The sequence below is a fragment of the Streptomyces sp. NPDC002935 genome (genome assembly GCF_040611295.1).
Classification (GTDB): Bacteria; Actinomycetota; Actinomycetes; order Streptomycetales; family Streptomycetaceae; genus Streptomyces.
Genome location: NZ_JBEXNW010000015.1, coordinates 41,710 through 61,199, shown reverse-complemented (window position 1 = coordinate 61,199; position 19,490 = coordinate 41,710). Strand labels below are relative to the sequence as shown.

General features: G+C 71.8%; 15 protein-coding genes. 4 read left to right on the top strand and 11 right to left on the bottom strand.

Translation table 11 applies throughout. The annotated features are described in order from the left end of the window. The first annotated feature begins 32 nt into the window (after window positions 1-32). Window positions 33-950 carry a helix-turn-helix domain-containing GNAT family N-acetyltransferase gene (locus ABZX90_RS21530; RefSeq protein ID WP_355207041.1) on the top strand — a complete coding sequence of 306 codons (918 nt, stop codon included), beginning with the start codon at window positions 33-35 and terminating at the stop codon, window positions 948-950. Here the strand turns inward: ABZX90_RS21530 and ABZX90_RS21525 are convergent. The 5 genes from ABZX90_RS21525 to ABZX90_RS21505 all read right to left on the bottom strand — a co-directional run bounded on the left by ABZX90_RS21525 (window position 947) and on the right by ABZX90_RS21505 (window position 7,487). Further along, window positions 947-2,011: a hypothetical protein gene (locus tag ABZX90_RS21525; RefSeq protein ID WP_355207038.1), complete on the bottom strand. Its 1,065-nt coding sequence runs from the start codon at window positions 2,009-2,011 to the stop codon at window positions 947-949. The genes ABZX90_RS21530 and ABZX90_RS21525 overlap by 4 nt on opposite strands. A 312-nt stretch (window positions 2,012-2,323) precedes the next feature. Beyond that, a complete protein-coding gene (locus ABZX90_RS21520) occupies window positions 2,324-3,313 on the bottom strand; it encodes a malate dehydrogenase (RefSeq protein ID WP_351128279.1) in 990 nt (329 codons plus the stop codon). Window positions 3,314-3,964: 651 nt separating this feature from the next. Next, window positions 3,965-5,221 (bottom strand): DUF2690 domain-containing protein, encoded by a 1,257-nt coding sequence (locus tag ABZX90_RS21515; RefSeq protein ID WP_355207035.1) that lies wholly within the window; start codon window positions 5,219-5,221, stop codon window positions 3,965-3,967. Window positions 5,222-6,028: 807 nt separating this feature from the next. Then, complete coding sequence (locus tag ABZX90_RS21510) at window positions 6,029-6,550, bottom strand: DUF3017 domain-containing protein (RefSeq protein ID WP_355207033.1); 522 nt, start codon at window positions 6,548-6,550, stop codon at window positions 6,029-6,031. An 82-nt stretch (window positions 6,551-6,632) separates the two neighbouring features. Next, window positions 6,633-7,487: a bifunctional methylenetetrahydrofolate dehydrogenase/methenyltetrahydrofolate cyclohydrolase gene (locus ABZX90_RS21505; protein ID WP_355207030.1), complete on the bottom strand. Its 855-nt coding sequence runs from the start codon at window positions 7,485-7,487 to the stop codon at window positions 6,633-6,635. Between the two features lie 267 nt (window positions 7,488-7,754). On the opposite strand from ABZX90_RS21505, the gene ABZX90_RS21500 reads away from it, so the two are divergent. Then, the gene (locus ABZX90_RS21500; RefSeq protein WP_351133715.1) at window positions 7,755-8,390 is read left to right on the top strand and encodes a hypothetical protein; all 636 of its coding nucleotides are present in this window, start codon (window positions 7,755-7,757) and stop codon (window positions 8,388-8,390) included. A gap of 157 nt (window positions 8,391-8,547) precedes the next feature. On the opposite strand, the gene purH is transcribed toward ABZX90_RS21500, so the two are convergent. Then, entirely contained in the window at window positions 8,548-10,137 is a 1,590-nt protein-coding gene (purH, locus tag ABZX90_RS21495; RefSeq protein ID WP_355207027.1) for a bifunctional phosphoribosylaminoimidazolecarboxamide formyltransferase/IMP cyclohydrolase, read from the bottom strand. After that, on the bottom strand, window positions 10,134-10,754 hold the full coding sequence (gene purN / locus ABZX90_RS21490; protein WP_355207024.1) for a phosphoribosylglycinamide formyltransferase: 621 nt from the start codon (window positions 10,752-10,754) through the stop codon (window positions 10,134-10,136). Before purN ends, purH begins: the two co-directional genes overlap by 4 nt. Before the next feature lie 472 nt (window positions 10,755-11,226). On the opposite strand from purN, the gene ABZX90_RS21485 reads away from it, so the two are divergent. Continuing rightward, window positions 11,227-12,102 carry a hypothetical protein gene (locus tag ABZX90_RS21485; protein ID WP_355207022.1) on the top strand — a complete coding sequence of 292 codons (876 nt, stop codon included), beginning with the start codon at window positions 11,227-11,229 and terminating at the stop codon, window positions 12,100-12,102. Window positions 12,103-12,364: 262 nt separating this feature from the next. On the opposite strand, the gene ABZX90_RS21480 is transcribed toward ABZX90_RS21485, so the two are convergent. Further along, window positions 12,365-14,185 (bottom strand): DUF6350 family protein, encoded by a 1,821-nt coding sequence (locus ABZX90_RS21480; RefSeq protein ID WP_355207019.1) that lies wholly within the window; start codon window positions 14,183-14,185, stop codon window positions 12,365-12,367. Window positions 14,186-14,293: 108 nt separating this feature from the next. Between ABZX90_RS21480 and ABZX90_RS21475 the strand changes: the two genes are divergently transcribed. Continuing rightward, a complete protein-coding gene (locus ABZX90_RS21475) occupies window positions 14,294-15,451 on the top strand; it encodes a helix-turn-helix domain-containing protein (RefSeq protein ID WP_355207016.1) in 1,158 nt (385 codons plus the stop codon). 76 nt (window positions 15,452-15,527) lie between these two features. Here ABZX90_RS21475 and sucD read toward each other — a convergent pair whose 3' ends face one another. The 3 genes from sucD to ABZX90_RS21460 all read right to left on the bottom strand — a co-directional run bounded on the left by sucD (window position 15,528) and on the right by ABZX90_RS21460 (window position 19,058). After that, window positions 15,528-16,412 (bottom strand): succinate--CoA ligase subunit alpha, encoded by an 885-nt coding sequence (gene sucD, locus ABZX90_RS21470; RefSeq protein WP_351133704.1) that lies wholly within the window; start codon window positions 16,410-16,412, stop codon window positions 15,528-15,530. A 20-nt stretch (window positions 16,413-16,432) separates the two neighbouring features. After that, entirely contained in the window at window positions 16,433-17,611 is a 1,179-nt protein-coding gene (gene sucC / locus ABZX90_RS21465; RefSeq protein WP_351133701.1) for an ADP-forming succinate--CoA ligase subunit beta, read from the bottom strand. A gap of 697 nt (window positions 17,612-18,308) precedes the next feature. Then, entirely contained in the window at window positions 18,309-19,058 is a 750-nt protein-coding gene (locus ABZX90_RS21460) for a hypothetical protein (RefSeq protein WP_355207012.1), read from the bottom strand. Window positions 19,059-19,490: the final 432 nt, after the last annotated feature.

Below are 19,490 nucleotides of genomic sequence, written 5' to 3'. Positions count from 1 at the left end.
GCTCTGTTTCCTTTGACTAAAGTCAAAGAAATATGGAGCCAGTGTCAGCGGACCAGGTGACGATGCTGCGGCGGTTCAACCGCTACTTCACGCGGCGCATCGGAGTTCTCGACGACCACTACCTCGGCCAGGACCGCCCCCTCGGCGAGGCCCGGCTGCTGTTCGAGATCGGCGACACGGGAGCGTCCCTGCGGGAACTCCGGGCCCGGCTCGGCCTGGACGCCGGGTACTTGAGCCGGATGGTGCGGGCCCTGGAGGCACAGGATCTTGTCCGGGTGAGGGTCCATTCCGGCGACAGCAGACTGCGGGTCGCCGAGCTCACGGCCGCCGGACAGGCCGAGGTGAAGGAGCAGAACCGGCTGGCCGACGGACTGGCCGAGGGTCTTCTCAGCGGCCTCGCCGCTCCCCGGCGCGCGGAACTGACCGCTGCTCTCGACACGGCCCACCGGCTGCTCCGGCTCGCCGCGATCACCGTCGAGACCGTCGACGGCGCCTCCCCCGACGCCCGCGCCTGCCTCGCCGCGTACGCGGCGGACATCGACGAGCGGTTCCCCGAGGGCTTCGACCCCGGATCCCTCGTCCGGCCCCACGAGGTGTCGGGCGAGGCGGGCGCCTTCCTCGTCGCCTACGAGGAGAGCCGCCCCGTGGGCTGCGGCGCGCTGCGCCGGCTCGCGCCCCACGTGGGCGAGATCCGCCATGTGTGGGTGCACCCCGGCGCCCGTCGGCTCGGCCTCGGACGCCGCATCCTCGACGGCCTCGAACAGCGGGCCACCGAGCGCGACTTCACGGTCGTACGGCTCGACACGCACGCCGTGCTCACCGAGGCCCAGGCCATGTACCGGGCGTGCGGATACGCGGAGATCCCGCGGTACGACGACAACGTGTACGCGGCGCACTGGTTCGAGAAGCGGCTGCCCGGCGCCGGGGCGAAGAAGCCGCCCGGACGCTAGGTGCCGCTCGTGCAGGCGAACCCGGTCGGACAGAAGGAGTTGACGGCCGTCGTGAGCTGCTCGGTCATGTCCGCGCCCGCCGGACCGCTCGCGATGATGGCGTACGGCGTGCCGTCGGCGGCCTGGAAGCGGTGGTCGAGGGTCTGGGTGGGTCCGTACTGCTTGCTGTCGTAGCGGTAGCTGAACTCCGTCCAGTCCGCGCCTGTCCGCCGGTCGAGGTACTGGTAGCCCTTGAACCCCTCCGCGATGTCCTGGGCCTGGGCCGAGGACTCCGTCACGGAGATCTCCTTGACCTCGAACACCATGAGCCGGCGGTTGCCACCGGGGGCCGTGTAGGTGACGACGGGCGCCAGCTTGCCCTGCGTCTCGTCGCGCGCCCAGCCGTCCGGCACGTCCACGGTGTAGCCGAGCGGATCGACCGCCCGGCTGTACCCGGGGGCCGGCTCCGGCTCCGGGGCGGTCGTCCCGGATGGATCGGCGTAGACGCCCTCGCTGCCGGCGGTGTTCAGGGCGTCCGGGGTGTCCGAGGTCGCGCCGGGCCGCGTCGCCGTGACGGTCACCGCGGGACCGGCCGGGCTCGCACCCGTGTGCCGCGGCTGGTCGTCCCTGGTCAGCGCCCACAGCCCGCCGCCCACGCCACCCGCCAGAACGGCCACGGCCACGATCACCAGAAGCAGTCGCCGCGAGTCACCGGACCCGCGCCCCTGACCGCCCCCGGTCGGCGCGCCACCCCCGGGCCACGACGGGGACTGCGCGTTCGGGTGCGTGTTCGGGTGCGACCAGGACTGGGGCGGCTGCGGCTGCTGCTGGGGCCATTGATGGTGCTGCGGTTGCTGCGGCTGCTGTGTCGGTGGCGGGAGTGGCTGCGGTGGTGCGGAGGCAGCGGGCGGACAGGGATCGGGCCGCGGCGGACCCGCCTGGGTGGCCGCCGCCCACCACTGCTGCTCCCCGTCCGGCGGCACCCCGCCGGCGTCGGCACCGTCCTGAACTCCACCGCCGTCGGTCCGGCCCGTACCGTCGTCGACCCATTGCCGACGGTCCGCGTCCCATCGCTGCGCCATTCCGTCACCCCCGCTCCCCGTCGTCGGCCGCGCCCGGCGGCCCGATCTCCGGCGCTGTCATCTCCGGACCTCTGCCGCGCCCCTGTTCCCCCGGCGGACCGTACGTGACGACGATAGTGAGGATTCCGCCTGCCGCACCCCTCTTTATGGCGACAAAGCACATACGTTCGCTACGTACTTTCCGTACGCATCACAGGCTCCCGCCTGGCGAACGCGACGATGCCCGGGTGGTGATCACCACCCGGGCATCGTGCGTACTACGGCGGACCCGAGCCGGACCGATCAGCTCGGCTCAGCCCGGTTCGCGTCGGATCAGATCAGGCCGAGGCCGCGGACCGCCTCGCGCTCCTCCTCGAGCTCCTTCACGGAGGCGTCGATGCGGGAGCGGGAGAACTCGTTGATGTCCAGGCCCTGGACGATCTCGTACCGGCCGTCCTTCGTGGTGACGGGGAAGGAGGAGATGAGGCCCTCCGGCACACCGTACGAACCGTCCGACGGGATACCCATGGAGGTCCAGTCGCCGTCGGCCGTGCCGTTGACCCAGGTGTACACGTGGTCGATGGCGGCGTTGGCGGCCGAGGCGGCCGAGGACGCGCCACGGGCCTCGATGATCGCGGCACCACGCTTGGCGACGGTCGGGATGAACTCCTCGGCGAGCCACTTCTCGTCGTTGACGACCTCGGCGGCGTTCTTGCCGCCGACGGAGGCGTGGAAGATGTCGGGGTACTGGGTGGCGGAGTGGTTGCCCCAGATGGTCAGACGCTTGATGTCGGCGACCGTGGTGCCCGTCTTCTTCGCGAGCTGGGTCAGCGCGCGGTTGTGGTCCAGGCGGGTCATCGCGGTGAAGCGCTCGGCGGGTACGTCCGGAGCGGCGGCCTGGGCGATCAGCGCGTTGGTGTTCGCCGGGTTGCCGACGACCAGGATCTTGACGTCGTCCGCGGCGTTGTCGTTGATGGCCTTGCCCTGCGGCTTGAAGATGCCGCCGTTGGCCTGGAGCAGGTCGCCGCGCTCCATGCCCTTCGTGCGGGGGCGGGCGCCGACGAGCAGACCGACGTTGGTGCCGTCGAAGGCGACGTTCGGGTCGTCCGTGATGTCGATGCCCTGAAGCAGCGGGAAGGCGCAGTCGTCGAGCTCCATGGCGGTGCCCTCGGCGGCCTTCAGCGCCGGCGTGATCTCCAGGAGGCGCAGCTTGACCGGCACGTCCGCGCCGAGCAACTGGCCGGAGGCGATGCGGAAGAGCAGGGCGTAACCGATCTGGCCGGCCGCGCCGGTGACGGTGACGTTCACGGGAGTGCGGGTCATGGCGTTCTCCGTATGACAGCAGGCGGTGGGGCGTCCCTGCCCCGGGTGCAGGATCATCCCCTGCAACCACCGCAATGATCGATCAAAGACTCCGATGATCGATCTCTCGGCGTCAAGAGAGATCCGCCGTCAGGCTATCGCGCATCCGGGACCACGGACGTCCGGGTCCGTGTGGCCCACCCCACAGATCCCCCGCAAATCCCTTTAAGAAGGCGGCCGCCGGGCTCGGGAGAGGGTGAACTCGGCGACCGCCAAAGGGGGTACCGGGGGCCACGGGAAGGGATCTCCCCCTCCCCGAAAGCACCGGATCCCGTGGGGGTACGGTCCGCCTGCCCCGTCCTGACGAACTCAATCCCCCCTCCCAAGAATTTCTCCGCCCGCCCCAACAGCCGCCCCTCATCCGCGCGGGAGGGATGACACCCAAGCCACGATGCGCCCGCAGCCGTCGACGCACGGAAGGGGCCGTGCCGGTACATCACATGCCCGTCGCTTACGTCCGGATCGAGCAGCGGCTCCCTCGGAAACCCACGTCTGATCCAACGGCGACGGGTGGATGTACCGGCACGGCCCCGACCCACAACGAACCCGCACCCTGACGCGAGCGCAAGCGACCCCGCGCCCGCACCCGGAACGCGAGCGCAAGCGACCCCCCTACTTCGTGCAGCCCTTCTGACCGGACTTCAGCGTTGCGCAAGCCGTCGCGTCACCGGCGTCCTTCACCGCGACCATCGGCGTGTACGCATCCGCGTCCGCGTCCACGACACCCGTCTGCTTCGCCGCCGCCCCCGACGACACGTCGACCCGGTCACCAGCCGCAGCCTGCGTGATACGCGCCCACGCCGCCCCGCACGTCTTGCTGTACCGCACCTCCACCAGCGTCGTGCCCACCGTCACGCTGGTCGTGGTCTTGGCCAGTTCACCGCCGCAGCCCATGTTCTCGGGGTCCTTCCCGGTGCACGCGGCCCCGCTGCACTTCACCCCGGGCGGCAGATCGGGCTGCGCGCTGGCGGAGGTCGCGGGCGTCTTCGGCGTACCGCCCGCACTCTTCTCCTCCCCGCCCCGCGTGAGGTAGACGGCGGCCGCGACGACGACCAGCGCACCCACGACCCCGGCGAGGAACATCGTCAGCCGCCGCTTGCGCCGCGCCCTGTCCTCCCCCGACCCGGCAGCGACGGGCCGAGCGTCCTCCGGCGGCGGCCCCCCGGCCGTACGAGCCGGGCCCACGGGCGCCACCGGACCGAACTGCCCGCCTCCGTCGGACGGCGACGCGACAACCCCCCAACTGCCACCGGCAGCACGCCCTGTCCCACCGACCGAAGTGCCGGAAGCCCCACCGGAACCGGACGGCGACCCCACGGACGGCACCCCCCCGGACGACGACGGTCCCCCGTACGACACCCTGCCCCCGTCCCGCCCGGACGGCTGCAACGGCACCGCCGGCGGCACCGCCGGCGGCGCCGCCGGCGCGATCCCCGTCGCTCCCGCGATCCCGGGCGCGGCGGTCGCGCTGCCGCTCCTGCGGGCCGACTGCTGCGGCCCGCCGCTCCCCTTCGCCGAAGACGGCGGCCCGAACTCCCCCAGCGCGGCCCGCGCCTGGGATATCCGTATCGCCTCCATCGTCATGTCGTGGCGCATCTCCGAACGGCTCCAGGCACGCTCGGCCAGCTCCCACATGGTCGTCAGATGCACGGGACTGGTCCCGGTCACCTCGGCCAGCGCGACGATCGCGCCCTTGGGCGCGAGCAGCCGGCCGTTCAGGTACCGCTCCCAGGATGTCTTGCTGTAGCCCGTGCGGTCGGCCACGGCGGCGATGCTCAGCCCGCTCCGGTCGACGAGCCGTCGCAGTTGGCTGGCGAACTCCCTGACCTGCGGATCGAGTTCCTCCGGCAAGGCCTTCCAACGAGGCATTCTTTCCCCCTCTTCCCCCCGTACGTGCACAACTGTTTCCCCGCGTATGGCTCCCCGAGCTCGCGGTTCCGCGTGAGCAGGGGGGTGTCCCTGTCTCCGGCAAGTCCCCGTTCTGGCTACCCACAGGGATGCGTTCGGTCAGGATCTCAGTTCCCGGGATGGGGGCGCACGGGAGCTTTTGAGCCGGGGCGTGCACCGTTGCACGCCCGCCGGGCCACGGTCCAGTGTTCCACCGGCATCGCGTACGACCGGTCGAACCCCCGCCCTTCGCACGGGACGTCCCGTACCGTCCCGATTGGCCACGTTAGCCCGACTGTCGTAATAGATCGGTGTACATCCCTGAACTTGTCAAGACATCGACACAACGAGAACACACAAGTGCCCCCAGACACCACAGAAACCGTCGGCTCGCTCACCCGTGACCGCCGCCCGGGAAGCGCGTCGCGCCGGCCGTCGACCGCGGCAGCGACCCAGGCACCGACCGCGGCACCGGCGAGGCGCCAAGCCCTGAACGACCGCCCAGAGGGCCGGAATCGGGCGGTTCCCGTCGCACGGCGCGCACACCGTACCGGAATGGCTACTTCCATGCCACAGCGGACCGCCGGCTGTTGAACAGCCCGTTCCCGTGCACAAGGGTTGACCCCGGGCGGAAGTTTCGCCCGAGCGCGGCCCGTCCTTGACTCGGGGGAGAGGACGGGCCGCCGCCGCACCCGGACGGGGAGACAGAACGGCCCGTTCCTCCCAGGGGAGAAACGGGCCGTCGGCACGCGCAGGCCGGCCGGCCCGTACGCGTAAGCCGTCCGCGGTTCAGCGCACCGTGAAGTGCAACGTGTCGTCGAGGAACGGGATCTCCAGCAACGGGTGGGGCTGGGCCATCATCGCGAGCAGCACGATGGCGACGCCCAGGACGCCGTACGTGAGCATGTCCGTGAAGCGGGAGCGGACCGCGAGCATGCCCACGCTGGGCAGCATCCAGCGCATCACGGCACCCGCGAGCAGCGCGGCGCCGATCAGGACGGTGCCGACGCGGACCACGTCGAGCGCGGTGAGCAGCAGGCCGAGCGCGACGGCCGACAGCACGGTGAGAATGGGCCACTGCCGCGCGGGCGCCGGGGCGTCCCCGGGCGCGGCCCGGCCGCCGCCTTCGGGCCGTGCCGTGTCCCGGGTGAACAGCGGGAAGCGCCGCGTGGCGCGCTGCGGCTTCCCTTCGGCGTCGGGCGCGCTGATGGCATCCCGTGCCGCCGTCCCCGGCTCGGTCTCGGACGCGGTCCCGGTCTTCACTTCGGCCTCTGTCCCCGTCTCGGTCGCAGCCTCGGACTCAATCTCCATCTCGGACTTGGACTTCGCCTTGGACCTGGACTCGTTTCGCGTGCCGCGCGCCGCGCCGTCCCCGGACCGCTGGGTATTTCCGTCAGCCGACACTGCGCTCCGCCGCCTCCACCACGTTGACGAGCAGCTGGGCGCGGGTCATCGGGCCGACACCGCCCGGGTTCGGGGAGATCCAGGCGGCGACCTCGGCGACGTCCGGGTGGACGTCGCCGACGATCTTGCCCTCGGCGCTGCGCGAGACACCGACGTCGAGGACGGCGGCGCCCGGCTTCACGTCCTCGGCCCGGATGAGGTGAGCGGAGCCCGCGGCGGCGATGATGATGTCGGCGCGCTTGAGGTGCGCGGAGAGGTCACGGGTACCGGTGTGGCACTGGGTGACCGTGGCGTTCTCGCTGCGCCGCGTCAGCAGCAGCGGCATCGGGCGTCCGATGGTCACACCGCGGCCGACGACCACGACCTCGGCGCCCTTGATCTCCACGCCGTAGCGGCGCAAGAGCGTGAGAACGCCGTTGGGGGTGCAGGGCAGCGGGGCGGGCTCGTTGAGGACGAGACGCCCGAGGTTCATGGGGTGCAGGCCGTCCGCGTCCTTGTCGGGGTCCATCAGTTCCAGGATGCGGTTCTCGTCGATGCCCTTGGGGAGCGGCAGCTGGACGATGTAGCCGGTGCAGGCGGGGTCCTCGTTCAACTCGCGGACCACCGCCTCGATCTCCTCCTGCGTGGCGGTCGCGGGCAGTTCGCGCTGGATGGACGCGATACCGACCTGGGCGCAGTCGCGGTGCTTGCCCGCGACGTACTTCTGGCTGCCGGGGTCTTCCCCGACCAGGACCGTCCCGAGGCCGGGCGTGACGCCCTTCTCCTTCAGGGCCGCCACGCGGACGGTCAGGTCGGACTTGATCGCGGCTGCGGTGGCCTTGCCATCGAGAATCTGGGCGGTCATGGCCCCCATCCTCCCGGATGACCCGGTCCTGGTTCCAATCCGGGGCCGCGGCGGCCCTCCGGCGCCCGATTCGCTCGTATCCCGCCATGATCACTGATGTTGCACTTGCACAACACATAGGGAATGGAGCTGGACAAGTAAGAGTCTGCTAAAGAACGATGAGCACACAGTGTCGCGGGCAGTACCGGGGGGACGGACCGCTCTGTAGAAATTCCTCCGAACCGTGCCGCGCGTCGTCCCCGCACCAGGCAACGGAGGAAACCCGCCATGAGTTTCGGCGACCCGAACAACCCCTACGGCCCGCCGCCGCAGCAGCCTCCCGCCGCACCGCCGACGGCTCCCGGCTACGGATACCCGCAGGCCCCTCCCGGCGTACCCCCGCAGGGCTACGGCTACCCGCAGCAGCCCGCGTTCCCCGGCTACCCGGGCGGCAACATGATGCCGCAGACCATGCCGGGCCTGATGACCACCGCCCGCGTGCTGCTCTACATCGTCGCCGGCGTGCAGATCCTCATCGGCATCTTCGCCATCTTCGGCGCCGCCACCATCAACGACGCGTCCAACGCGGGCGAGGACGCCTTCGGCAACAACGGCTTCTCCGACCTCGGCCACGACTCCGCCGGCATCATCCTCGTGATCGCGCTGCTCTTCCTCGCCCTCGCGGGCCTGTCGATCACGCTGGGGGTCAAGTTCACCAGAGGCGGGCAGGGCGTCCGCATCACCACCATGATCTACGGCATCCTGGGGTCCCTGTTCGGCGTCCTCGTCCTGATCTCCGCGGCGAACGCCAACTCCACCGCCGCCCTCGTATGGGCGCTGCTGTGGATCGGTTTCGGCGGCATCATGGCGGCGGCGATGATCGTGCCGTCCGGCGTCGCCTGGTTCAACCGCCCGCGCTACTGAGCGGACCGTCCGCACGGCGGAACCGTTCGCGCCGGCGAGCCGTTCACGCTGATCACATCAAGGGCCGTGTCTCACCCCGTACGAGGGGAGACACGGCCCTGGTGCTTTCCCGCCCGCGCCGAGCCCGTACGGGGACGGACTGGGCGCGGGTCCATGCTCAGTGGAAGAAGTGCCGCGTCCCGGTGAAGTACATCGTGACGCCTGCCTTCTTCGCGGCCTCCACGACCAGCTCGTCGCGGACCGAACCGCCGGGCTGGACCACGGCCTTGACGCCCGCGTCGGCGAGGATCTCCAGGCCGTCGGGGAACGGGAAGAACGCGTCCGAGGCGGCGTAGGAGCCACGGGCGCGCTCGGCGCCGGCCCGCTCGACCGCGAGCTTCGCGGAGTCGACGCGGTTGACCTGTCCCATGCCGACGCCGACCGAGGCGCCGTCCTTGGCGAGCAGGATCGCGTTGGACTTCACGGCACGGCAGGCGCGCCACGCGAAGGCCAGCTCGTCGAGCTCGCCCTCGCTGAGGGCGTCACCGGTCGCCAGGGTCCAGCTCGCCGGGTTGTCGCCGGGGGCCTGGAGGCGGTCGGTGACCTGGAGCAGCGCGCCGCCGTCGACGGGCTTGATCTCGACGCTCCCGGCCGGGGCCCGGTGGGCCCGCAGCACGCGGATGTTCTTCTTCTTGGTGAGGGCTTCGAGGGCGCCGTCCTCGTACTCGGGCGCGACGATGACCTCGGTGAAGATCTCCGCGACCTGCTCGGCCATCTCCTTGGTGACCGGGCGGTTGACCGCGATCACACCGCCGAACGCGGACAGCGGGTCACAGGCGTGCGCCTTGCGGTGCGCCTCGGCGACGTTCGACGCGACCGCGATCCCGCACGGGTTGGCGTGCTTGATGATCGCGACGCAGGGGTCCTCGTGGTCGTACGCGGCACGGCGCGCGGCATCCGTGTCCGTGTAGTTGTTGTACGACATCTCCTTGCCGTGCAGCTGCTCGGCCTCGGCGAGACCGCCCGTGCCGGAGGTGTAGAGGGCGGCGGGCTGGTGCGGGTTCTCGCCGTAGCGAAGGGTGTGCGCGCGCTCCCAGGTGGCCCCGAGGAAGTCGGGGAACTGCGAGTCGTCGACCGGCGCGTACGAGGAGGCGAACCAGGAGGCGACGGCGACGTCGTACGCGGCCGTGTGCTGGAAGGCCTCGGCGGCGAGCCGCTTGCGGGTGCGCAGGTCGAAGCCGCCGCCCTGGACGGCGTCGAGGACGTCGCCGTACCGGTCGGGGCTGGTGACGACGGCGACGGAGGGGTGGTTCTTGGCGGCCGCGCGCACCATCGAGGGACCGCCGATGTCGATCTGCTCGACACACTCGTCGGGGGTCGCCCCGGACTCGACCGTCTCCCGGAACGGGTAGAGGTTGACGACGACGAGGTCGAACGGCTCGACGCCGAGCTCGGCGAGCTGCTGCCGGTGGCTCTCCAGGCGCAGATCGGCGAGGATCCCGGCGTGGACCTTCGGGTGCAGGGTCTTGACGCGGCCGTCCAGGCACTCGGGGAAGCCGGTCAGCTCCTCCACCTTGGTGACGGGCACACCGGCCGCGGCGATCTTCGCGGCGGTGGAACCGGTGGAGACGAGCTCGACGCCGGCCGCGTGCAGCCCGCGGGCCAGCTCCTCGAGACCGGTCTTGTCGTACACGCTGACGAGCGCGCGCCGGATGACCCGCTTGGTGCCCTCGGTGCTCTCGGCCGTGACTGTGCTCTCGGCGGTCACTGGATAACTACCTTTCGTCCCTCAATGCGATAGCCGTTGCGGGCGAGCCGCCCCACGACATCGACGAGCAGCCTTCGCTCGACTTCCTTGATGCGCTCATGCAGAGCGCTCTCGTCGTCCTCGTTGCGGACCTCGACCACGCCCTGAGCGATGATCGGTCCGGTGTCGACGCCGTCGTCGACGAAGTGGACGGTGCAGCCGGTGACCCGGGCTCCGTACGCGAGCGCGTCACGGACACCGTGGGCGCCGGGAAAACTGGGGAGCAGCGCGGGATGGGTGTTGACGAACCGTCCGCCGAACCGGGCGAGGAATTCCTTCCCCACGATCTTCATGAACCCGGCGGACACGACGAGATCGGGCTCGTACGCGGCGGTCGCCTCGGCGAGCGCGTGGTCCCACTCGTCCCGGCTGCCGAAGTCCTTGACCTTGCACACGAAGGTCGGGAGCCCGGCGCGCTCGGCCCGCGCGAGCCCCTCGATGCCGTCCCGGTCGGCGCCGACGGCCACGATCTCGGCACCGTAGGCCGCTGAGCCCGCCTCCGCGATGGCGTCGAGCAGTGCCTGCAGATTCGTACCTGATCCGGAGACCAGCACGACGAGGCGCTTGGCCTTGGCCACGACGGGGCCCTTTCTCGGGGGAGCGTTTGTACGGTCGTACGAATGCTTCGCGCCCCGGGATACGGGGAAGTCTACGAAGCGGCCGACCGTCAGCAACGATACCGGCACACCGGGCGGCCCCCACGGGACGGGGGCGAGGCCGGAAGGTAGCGTCTGGGGGAGGATCCCACCCGGGAACACCGTCCGGCAGGGGAACGCCCTGTGCACGCGGGACGTTGACCTGGGACGAGGACGAACGCTCGGGGCACGCCCCGGCACCACCTGTGGCGCGGGCGCCGGAGACATCCGGAGCGCGTGTCCGGGGGTACGAAGCTCGGGGCGCGAGTCCGGAGTGCGAAGCTCGGGGCGTCAGTCCGGGGCGGACCGACCCGAGGCGTCAGCCCGGGAGGACCGGCTCGGGGCGCGCGTCGCGAGCGCGAAGCTGTGTGGACACGCCGCCTGCCAGAACCACCAAGGGGAAGACGCTCACCTGATGCCGGACCGCAGTCTCCGACTCCCTCCGCTCCTGCTGCGCGAGCGGCGCTCTTCGTCCACCCCGCCGAGGTCGGACGGGGACGGCTCCACAGGCGAGCCCGGCTCCGCGGACGGGAACGGCGGCGGCTCGACAGGTGGAAGCGGCGGCCCCTCCGGCGAGCGCGGACCCGACGCGCCCGACGCGTCCGGGCCGTCCGCTCCCGCGAACCCGGACGACAATCCGTTCGCGCCGCCGCCGGAGGGGACACCCGACCGGCCGTGGCAGCCGCGCGGACACGGCCAGGGCAACGGCCAGGACTCGGGCGAGAACGGCGAGGGCGAACCATCCGGTCCCGGGTACACCCCCTGGGGCAGTCAGTGGAGCGACCGGCAGCCCGGCCCCTCCAACGGCGGCGGTTTCGGCGACCGGCCCGGTGCGCCGAAGGGCGAGGGCGGTCCCGAAGGGCCCGGCGGCGGCTCCAACGGGGGTATGCGCTGGGACCCGACGGACCCGGCCCAGCGCCGCGCCCGTTTCGCCCTGCTCTCCGGCATGTGGGCGTTCTTCTTCGCCCTCTTCAGCTGGCCGTACGTGGCGCTGCTGCTCGGCGCGCTCGCCCTGTACTGGGGCAGCAGCGCGCTCCGCGCGAAGGCGCGCACGCCGGACCCGGACGCCCCGGCGCCCGATCCGAACGTCCGCCCCCAGACGACCGCCGCGGTGAGCGGCCTCGTCACCGCGTCGCTGGCCATCGTGATCGTCGCCGCGACCTTCACCGCCCAGCTCGTCTACAGCGACTACTACTCCTGCACGAACGACGCGCTGACGACCGCCGCGAAGAAGTCCTGCAACGACCTTCTCCCGTCGGAGCTGCGCGGGGTGCTGGGCACCGACAACTGACGCCGCGCCTCCTGCCGGGGACTCCCCCCGACAGGAGGCCACTTCCCCCGCCCCTCCTCTCAGGGCCCGGCCGGAACCCGCCAGGGTGAGGTCCGACCCGAAGCGGAGGGGCGAGGTTTCTCCCCGGACCGCCTCGACCCCGGAGGTCGGGTGGCCCGGCACGGGTGGCCCGGCACGGGTGGCCCGGCACGGGTGGCCCGGCACGGGTGGCCCGGTCCTCCGGCCGATCGTCGGCCCGTTCCCCGTTCCCCCCGGACCGCCCTCAGCCTGCGTCCTCCACTCCTCCGGTCCGCCCCCGGTCCGGGTCCCCCGTGCCCCCCGTGCCCTCTGGGCTCTCCGGGTCCGCCGCCCCCGTGCCCTCTGGGACCTCCGGGTCAGCCGGGTCCGCCGGCCGGGTCGCCTTTCCCAGTGCCTCCCAGCGGTTCTCCCTCGACCTTTCTTCGTGCCAGGCGGCCGCTGCGACCTCCCCCGGCAGGGAGTCGTACGGCTCGTACGGGTCGTACGGTTCGAAGTCCTCGAGGACGGACTCCAGCACCTCGGGGTCGACCGCTCGCACCGCGGAGGACGGCAACGACGGTGACGTCGGCCTCGGCAGCGGCGTGACCCTCGGCTTCGGCGAGGTGTCTCCCACCCGGCGCGGCCTCCACAGGGGCATCCGCAGCCGGGGAATCCACCCGGCTCCGCGTGCGCCCGGGCGGGCTCCCGCACCCTTCGCTGCCATCGCCATGGCCATCGGAGTCGCCCCGCGCCCCCGGCCCGTCCACTCCCCCGCACCCACCGCGACGGGAATCCCGACGAGCGCCGTCCACACCGCCGCCGAGGGCCCCACCTGCCACCACACCGGCCCGAAGTGAGTCAGGGCGGCGACCCCGAGCGGCCCTCCGGCCAGCCCCGCGAGCACACCGAGCGCGATGCCGCAGCCTCCGGCCGCCAGCGAGACGACGGCCACCGTCCGCCCCAGCGACCAGGGCTCCTCCCTGCCCGGGTTCCCCCGCACGGCCCCCGCCCTCACCACGAACCACCCCACCGTCACTCCGGCGGCCACCGGCACCAGCCCGCTCAGCCAGTTCAGCGGCGTCCCGGACCCCGCGCCCGGCACCGCCGCGAGCAGCGGAAACGCCGGGAGCAGATCGGTCGGCGCGCGCGTCCCCGCAGCGGCCCCGGACAGCGGACCCGCGACATGACCGGCGCTCAGGACGACACCGGGCCCGAGCCCGTACGCAGCTCCCCAGACCGCCGCGTTCGGCACCAGGACCGCACACAGCAGCAGTACGGCGAACCGCCCCGACCACCCGCCGGTGAGCTGGACGAACGAGGCGCGAGCCGTGTCCCCGTGCCACACCAGCGACACCGCCACGAGCAACGCCCCGCCTCCGACGAGGGCCGCGACCCCGGCCGCCGCGGCCCGCGCCGCACCCCCGAGCACCCGGTCGTCGGCGGCGACGAGACGGCGTACGGCGAAGACGGGACGCACTCCGCTGAGAGGCAGAGCCTCCACGGCCCGCTTCCCCCAGACCGGCATCGGCCCCCACGGACGCCCGTACGCCGTCCAGACCCCCGCTCCCGCGGCGATCGCCGCGAGGAGCGGCAGGCAGATCACGGCCCAGGCCCAGGACGGGCGCAACGCGCCGCCCGAGGCGTACAGCGCGGCGGCCCAGCCGACGGACAGATAGCCGACCGTGACGCCGGCCCACGCCGTACGCGGCGACGCCCCCGACGTGACATCGGCCGCCTCGCGCGCCGCCCGGTGCAACAGCCACGCCGGGAGGACGAGCAGAAGAAGCGGCGTCACCCCCACCGGCATCGGAAGACCGGACAGGGTGTCCGTGCGGATCAACTCCACGCCGTGTGCGAGCAGCCAGAGCGCGGCGGCGACATGCAGCGCTCCGCCCGGCCCGCTGTCCGGGTACGGCGAGCTGATCCACAGCACCATGACGAGAACGGCGAACGAGCCGAGCCCGAGCCCCGCGGCGAGGGCGCCGCCCAGGAAGCCGGCGGCCAGTCCGGGTGATCGGTCGCGCAACCGGGTGAGCAGGGGTGACAACGAGAGCCTGCGGTCGGTGATTTGGGTCACGACCCTCATGCTCCCAACGACACGCGCTTTCTCGTCGTAACAGGCGAACCCTGGATGTGTCGCTCAATATGCAGTTATGTACTTTTTCGTACGAAGGGGCACCCTGTGGGATCCGACATGACACAGAGCCCCGCCACCCCGCTGCCGGCGCCCAAGGAGCGCCGCCGTCTGCGCGAGGACCAGTCGCTGACCCAGGCCGAGATGGCCACCCGACTCGGCGTCAGCCGGGCGACGGTGCGCTCGTGGGAGACGGGCCGTACGACGCCGCGCGGTCGCAAGCGGGAAGCGTACGTGAGGCTGCTCACCGCCGAGCCGACCCACACCCCGGCCGAGGTGAACGCCCGTCAGCAGGAGACCGCACCCGAGCTGGTGGGCGCGGGGGCCGGGCCGGCGTCGGCCCACAAGGCCCGGCCGGCCGACAGCCGGGAGCGGTCCACCGGGGACGGGGAATCCCGGGAATCCGCTCTCCCGGAGTCGTCACTGACGCCCGCTCAGGCCTTCGACGCGCTCTACGCGTTCTGCGCCCCCGCCCTCGTACGGCAGACCTATCTGCTGACCGGGCGGCGCGAGCTGGCCCGCGAGTCCGTGGAACGCGCGTTCCAACTGGCCTGGCACCGCTGGCCCGAGGTGGCCGTGGACCCGGACCCGGCCGGATGGGTGCGCGCGACGGCCTACGAGTACGCGCTCTCCCCCTGGCATCGGCTGCGTCCGCGCTACCGGCACCCGGAGGCACCGCCCGCCGGCGCCGCCGACCGCGCGCTGCTCGACGTACTCCTCGATCTGCCGCCCGTGTACCGGCGCACGCTGGTTCTGTACGACGGTGTGGGGCTCGGGCTGCCGGAGACCGCGGCCGAGACGGAGGCGAGCACCCCTGCGGCGGCCAACCGGGTGCTGCACGCGCGCGAGGCCGTCGCCGCTCGGCTGCCGGAGCTGGCGGTGCCTGAGGAGCTGCACTGGCGGCTCGCCGAGCTCGCGAGCTCGGAGCGGTTGCGCGCGGCGAAGCCCCGCACGGTCCGTTGGTACGGCGAGCGCCGCGCCCAGCAGTGGACCCGGGCGGCCATCGCCTTCACGGTCCTGCTCATCGGGGTGACCGCCCTGACGCTGCGCACGGCCCCGGACCACTACGAGGCTCCCCTCTCCCCGCCGGAGACCATCCACGGCCTGCCGCCCCGGGCCGCACCCGGCCCGCTCTCCGGGGCAGAGGTGAAGCTCCGGGCCAAGCTGAAGTCCCAGACGGTGAGCGGCCCCGAACGGCTGATCCCGGAGTTCCGCTGACGTCCGTACCGAAAAACGCCGGTGGGCCCACACCCCAAAAGGGTGCGGGCCCACCGGCATTCGGCCTAGCGGCAGCTCAGCCCGCGAGGATCTCGCGCGCGAGCTTCGCCGTCTCGGTCGGCGTCTTGCCCACCTTGACGCCGGCGGCCTCGAGGGCCTCCTTCTTCGCGGCGGCCGTGCCGGAGGAGCCGGAGACGATGGCGCCGGCGTGGCCCATGGTCTTGCCCTCGGGCGCGGTGAAGCCGGCGACGTAGCCGACGACCGGCTTCGTCACGTTCTTCGCGATGAAGTCCGCCGCACGCTCCTCGGCGTCGCCGCCGATCTCACCGATCATGACGATCAGGTCGGTGTCGGGGTCGGCCTCGAACGCGGCGAGCGCGTCGATGTGCGTCGTACCGATGACCGGGTCGCCACCGATGCCGACGGCGGACGAGAAGCCGATGTCACGGAGCTCGTACATCATCTGGTACGTCAGCGTGCCGGACTTCGAGACCAGGCCGATGCGGCCCGGCTTCGTGATGTCGCCCGGGATGATGCCGGCGTTGGACTGGCCCGGGGTGATGAGACCGGGGCAGTTCGGGCCGATGATGCGGGTCTTGTTGCCCTTCGACTTCGCGTACGCCCAGAAGGCGGCGGAGTCGTGGACGGCGATGCCCTCGGTGATGACGACCGCGAGGGGGATCTCCGCGTCGATCGCCTCGACGACGGCGGCCTTGGCGAAGGCCGGCGGCACGAAGAGGACGGACACGTTGGCGCCGGTCTTCTCCATGGCCTCGGCGACCGTGCCGAAGACGGGGATCTCATTGCCGTCGAAGTCGACGGACGTGCCCGCCTTGCGCGGGTTCACGCCACCGACGATGTTCGTGCCGTCGGACAGCATGAGCTTGGTGTGCTTCATGCCCGTGGCACCGGTCATGCCCTGGACGATGACCTTGCTGTCCTTGTTGAGGAAGATAGCCATGGCTGTTTAGTCCCTCTTCCTTACTTCGCAGCCGCGAGCTCGGCGGCCTTGTCGGCCGCGCCGTCCATGGTGTCCACACGCTGGACCAGCGGGTGGTTGGCGTCCGACAGGATCCTGCGACCCAGCTCGGCGTTGTTGCCGTCCAGACGCACGACCAGCGGCTTGGTGACTTCCTCGCCCTTGTCGGCGAGCAGCTGCAGCGCCTGGACGATGCCGTTGGCGACCTCGTCACAGGCGGTGATGCCACCGAAGACGTTGACGAAGACGGACTTGACGTCCGGGTCGCCGAGGATGATCTCCAGGCCGTTCGCCATGACCGCGGCGGAGGCGCCGCCGCCGATGTCGAGGAAGTTGGCGGGCTTCACGCCACCGTGGTTCTCACCGGCGTACGCGACGACGTCGAGGGTGCTCATGACGAGACCCGCGCCGTTGCCGATGATGCCGACCTCACCGTCGAGCTTGACGTAGTTGAGGTTCTTGGCCTTGGCGGCGGCCTCGAGCGGGTTGGCCGACTCCTTGTCCTCCAGCGCGGCGTGGTCCGGCTGACGGAACTCGGCGTTCTCGTCCAGCGACACCTTGCCGTCAAGGGCGATGACCTTGCCGGAGGCGACCTTGGCGAGCGGGTTCACCTCGACGAGGAGGGCGTCCTCCTTGATGAAGGTGTCCCACAGCGTCACCAGGATCTCGGCGACCTGCTCGGCCACCTCGGCCGGGAACTTCGCCTGGGCGACGATCTCGCGGGCCTTCTCGATCGACACGCCTTCGTTGGCGTCGACGGGCACCTTCGCGAGGGCGTCGGGGTTCTCCTCCGCGACGACCTCGATCTCCACGCCGCCCTGAACGGACGCCATGGCGAGGAAGGTGCGGTTCGTACGGTCGAGGAGGTACGAGACGTAGTACTCCTCGATGATCTCGGGCGCGGTCTCGGCGATCATCACCTTGTGGACCGTGTGGCCCTTGATGTCCATGCCGAGAATGTCCGTCGCGCGGGCGACGGCCTCGTCCGGGGTGGCGGCGAGCTTGACGCCGCCGGCCTTGCCGCGGCCACCGACCTTCACCTGGGCCTTGACGACGGACTTGCCGCCAAGACGCTCGGTCGCCTCGCGGGCTGCCTCAGGCGTGTCAATGACTTCACCGGCCAGCACCGGTACACCGTGCTTGGCGAAGAGGTCCCTCGCCTGGTACTCGAACAGGTCCACGCGCGTCCGTCCCTATCAGTGATCTCGCGGTTCGTTGGATGCGTGGGCGTGCCGCGAAGGGCAACGTGACGTCCGCTGTCACAAGGGTGGCGCACACGATGTCCGAGCGCGCGGCATGTCCGTCTCGCAGGTTATCGCCGTGGGGCACGGGACCCTAAATCGCAGGTCACACCTCAGCGGTGATACCTGTCACAGATCGTGCCCGGACAGGGCCTCACCAGGCTGGGGTTTGCCTGGTGAGGCCCCTCGAACAGCCCCGAAGGGCGCCCAGGGCGGGTGGTCCACACCCCAATGGGGACCACCCCGCCCTTCCGCAGGGGTCCGGCCGGACGGGTCCGATGGCTTTCGGCCGTCCGGGGCCATGCCCCACGGAAGTCGATCATCCGCCGCACGACGATTCCGAGCGCGGGCGTGTCCCACGGCGTCACCGCGTGTGCCGTGCGCCGCCGCACATGACGCGCCCCATCCCGTACATGCCGTACACGCCGTACGAGGTGTACGTGCTGTACGGGTGCCGTGCCGGGCGGGAGAGTGCTCGGGGTGCGCGGCGGACGGGGTGCGGGGTGCGGCCCGCGGGCTTGCGGCCGGCGGGCCCCGGGCTTCGACACGCCGCTCGGCGCCTGCGCCCGGCGCTCCTCGCCGGAGCGGTGGCCCGACAGCCCGCACGACCGGGCCGAGCTGTGCAGGGGAAATTCGCCTATCCAGGGAAAACGGGAATGTCCCGGTACCGGTCCCGGGTCTCGGTTGCGGTTGCCACCGCTGAAGCGCCGGGCGCGAGCCGCAGGGGCGCCCGGTGGTTCGGAGCGACGGCATGCGCGTCGCCGTGGCGCGGCGCGGTGACATCCGCGGCGGACGGGTTGCCCAGCGCTCCGCTCAGGTCGCCGGGAGGCGTCTGCCGGGCGGGCGCCCGCCCCACCTGTACGACGCCCCGCACGACGTCCAGGACACGGCGCACCACGACGGCGCCGCCGCCCGCGCCGAACCCGTCCGGTCCAGCGGGAACGGCGCCGCCAGGAGCGTCCGACCGCAGCACCGCGTGACTCCCGCCCCTCGTCGCGCCCGGCCGCTCGGCCACGCCACTCACCGGCTGCCGATTCCCGGTGGCGGACGGAGTCCCCGCACCCGCGCCGGGAAGCACGGGCGGACTCGGTGGGGCGGGCAGCTCCGGCAGTACAGGGAGCCCCGGCACGGACGGCACCCCGCCCGGCGAGATCGACAGCCCGCCGGTCACCGACTCGACCAGATCCCCGACCGGCCGTACGACGGTGCCGACAACCGGCCGAACAAGCTCGCCGACCGGCCGCACGACGTCACCCACAGCGCCGCCCAAAGCTCCGCCGGTGGCGGCTCCGCCCATCGCGTCGGTGACGTGAGGGACGTGAGCGGAGGGCGCGAGGTGAGGGGAGGACGCGATGGGTGCGGAGGGCGCGAGGTGAGTGCCGGACACACCGGGCTGCGTATCCGGCGCGGCTGGTGTGACCCTCTCCGCTCGTGGGGCGTGCTCGGGCCCTAGGGCGTGCTCGGGCTCTCCCTTGACGGGGTCCGTGACGGAAGGGGTGGCGCTCGTGGCGTGTCTGACGTGCGTGGCCGGCTTCAGCAACAGGTCCACCGAACTCCGGCCCGCATCGACGACCCGGCCCGAAGTCGGGTGGGTCACGCCGTCGGCCGCCTGTGCCTGCCCTCCGAGGAGAAGCCCGAGCCCGCACAACCCGCCCGCCAGCAGGACCGCCCTCAGCGCATACCGCCCAGCCGTGTCGCGCACCAAGCGCGGAACAGCACCCGACCATGCGGCTGACTGGGTCAAGACGGGGAGGGTCCTCCCGTACGAAGGGACGCGAAGGGCGCGAGGGCGCGAACGAACGCGCCGGCCTCGGAATGC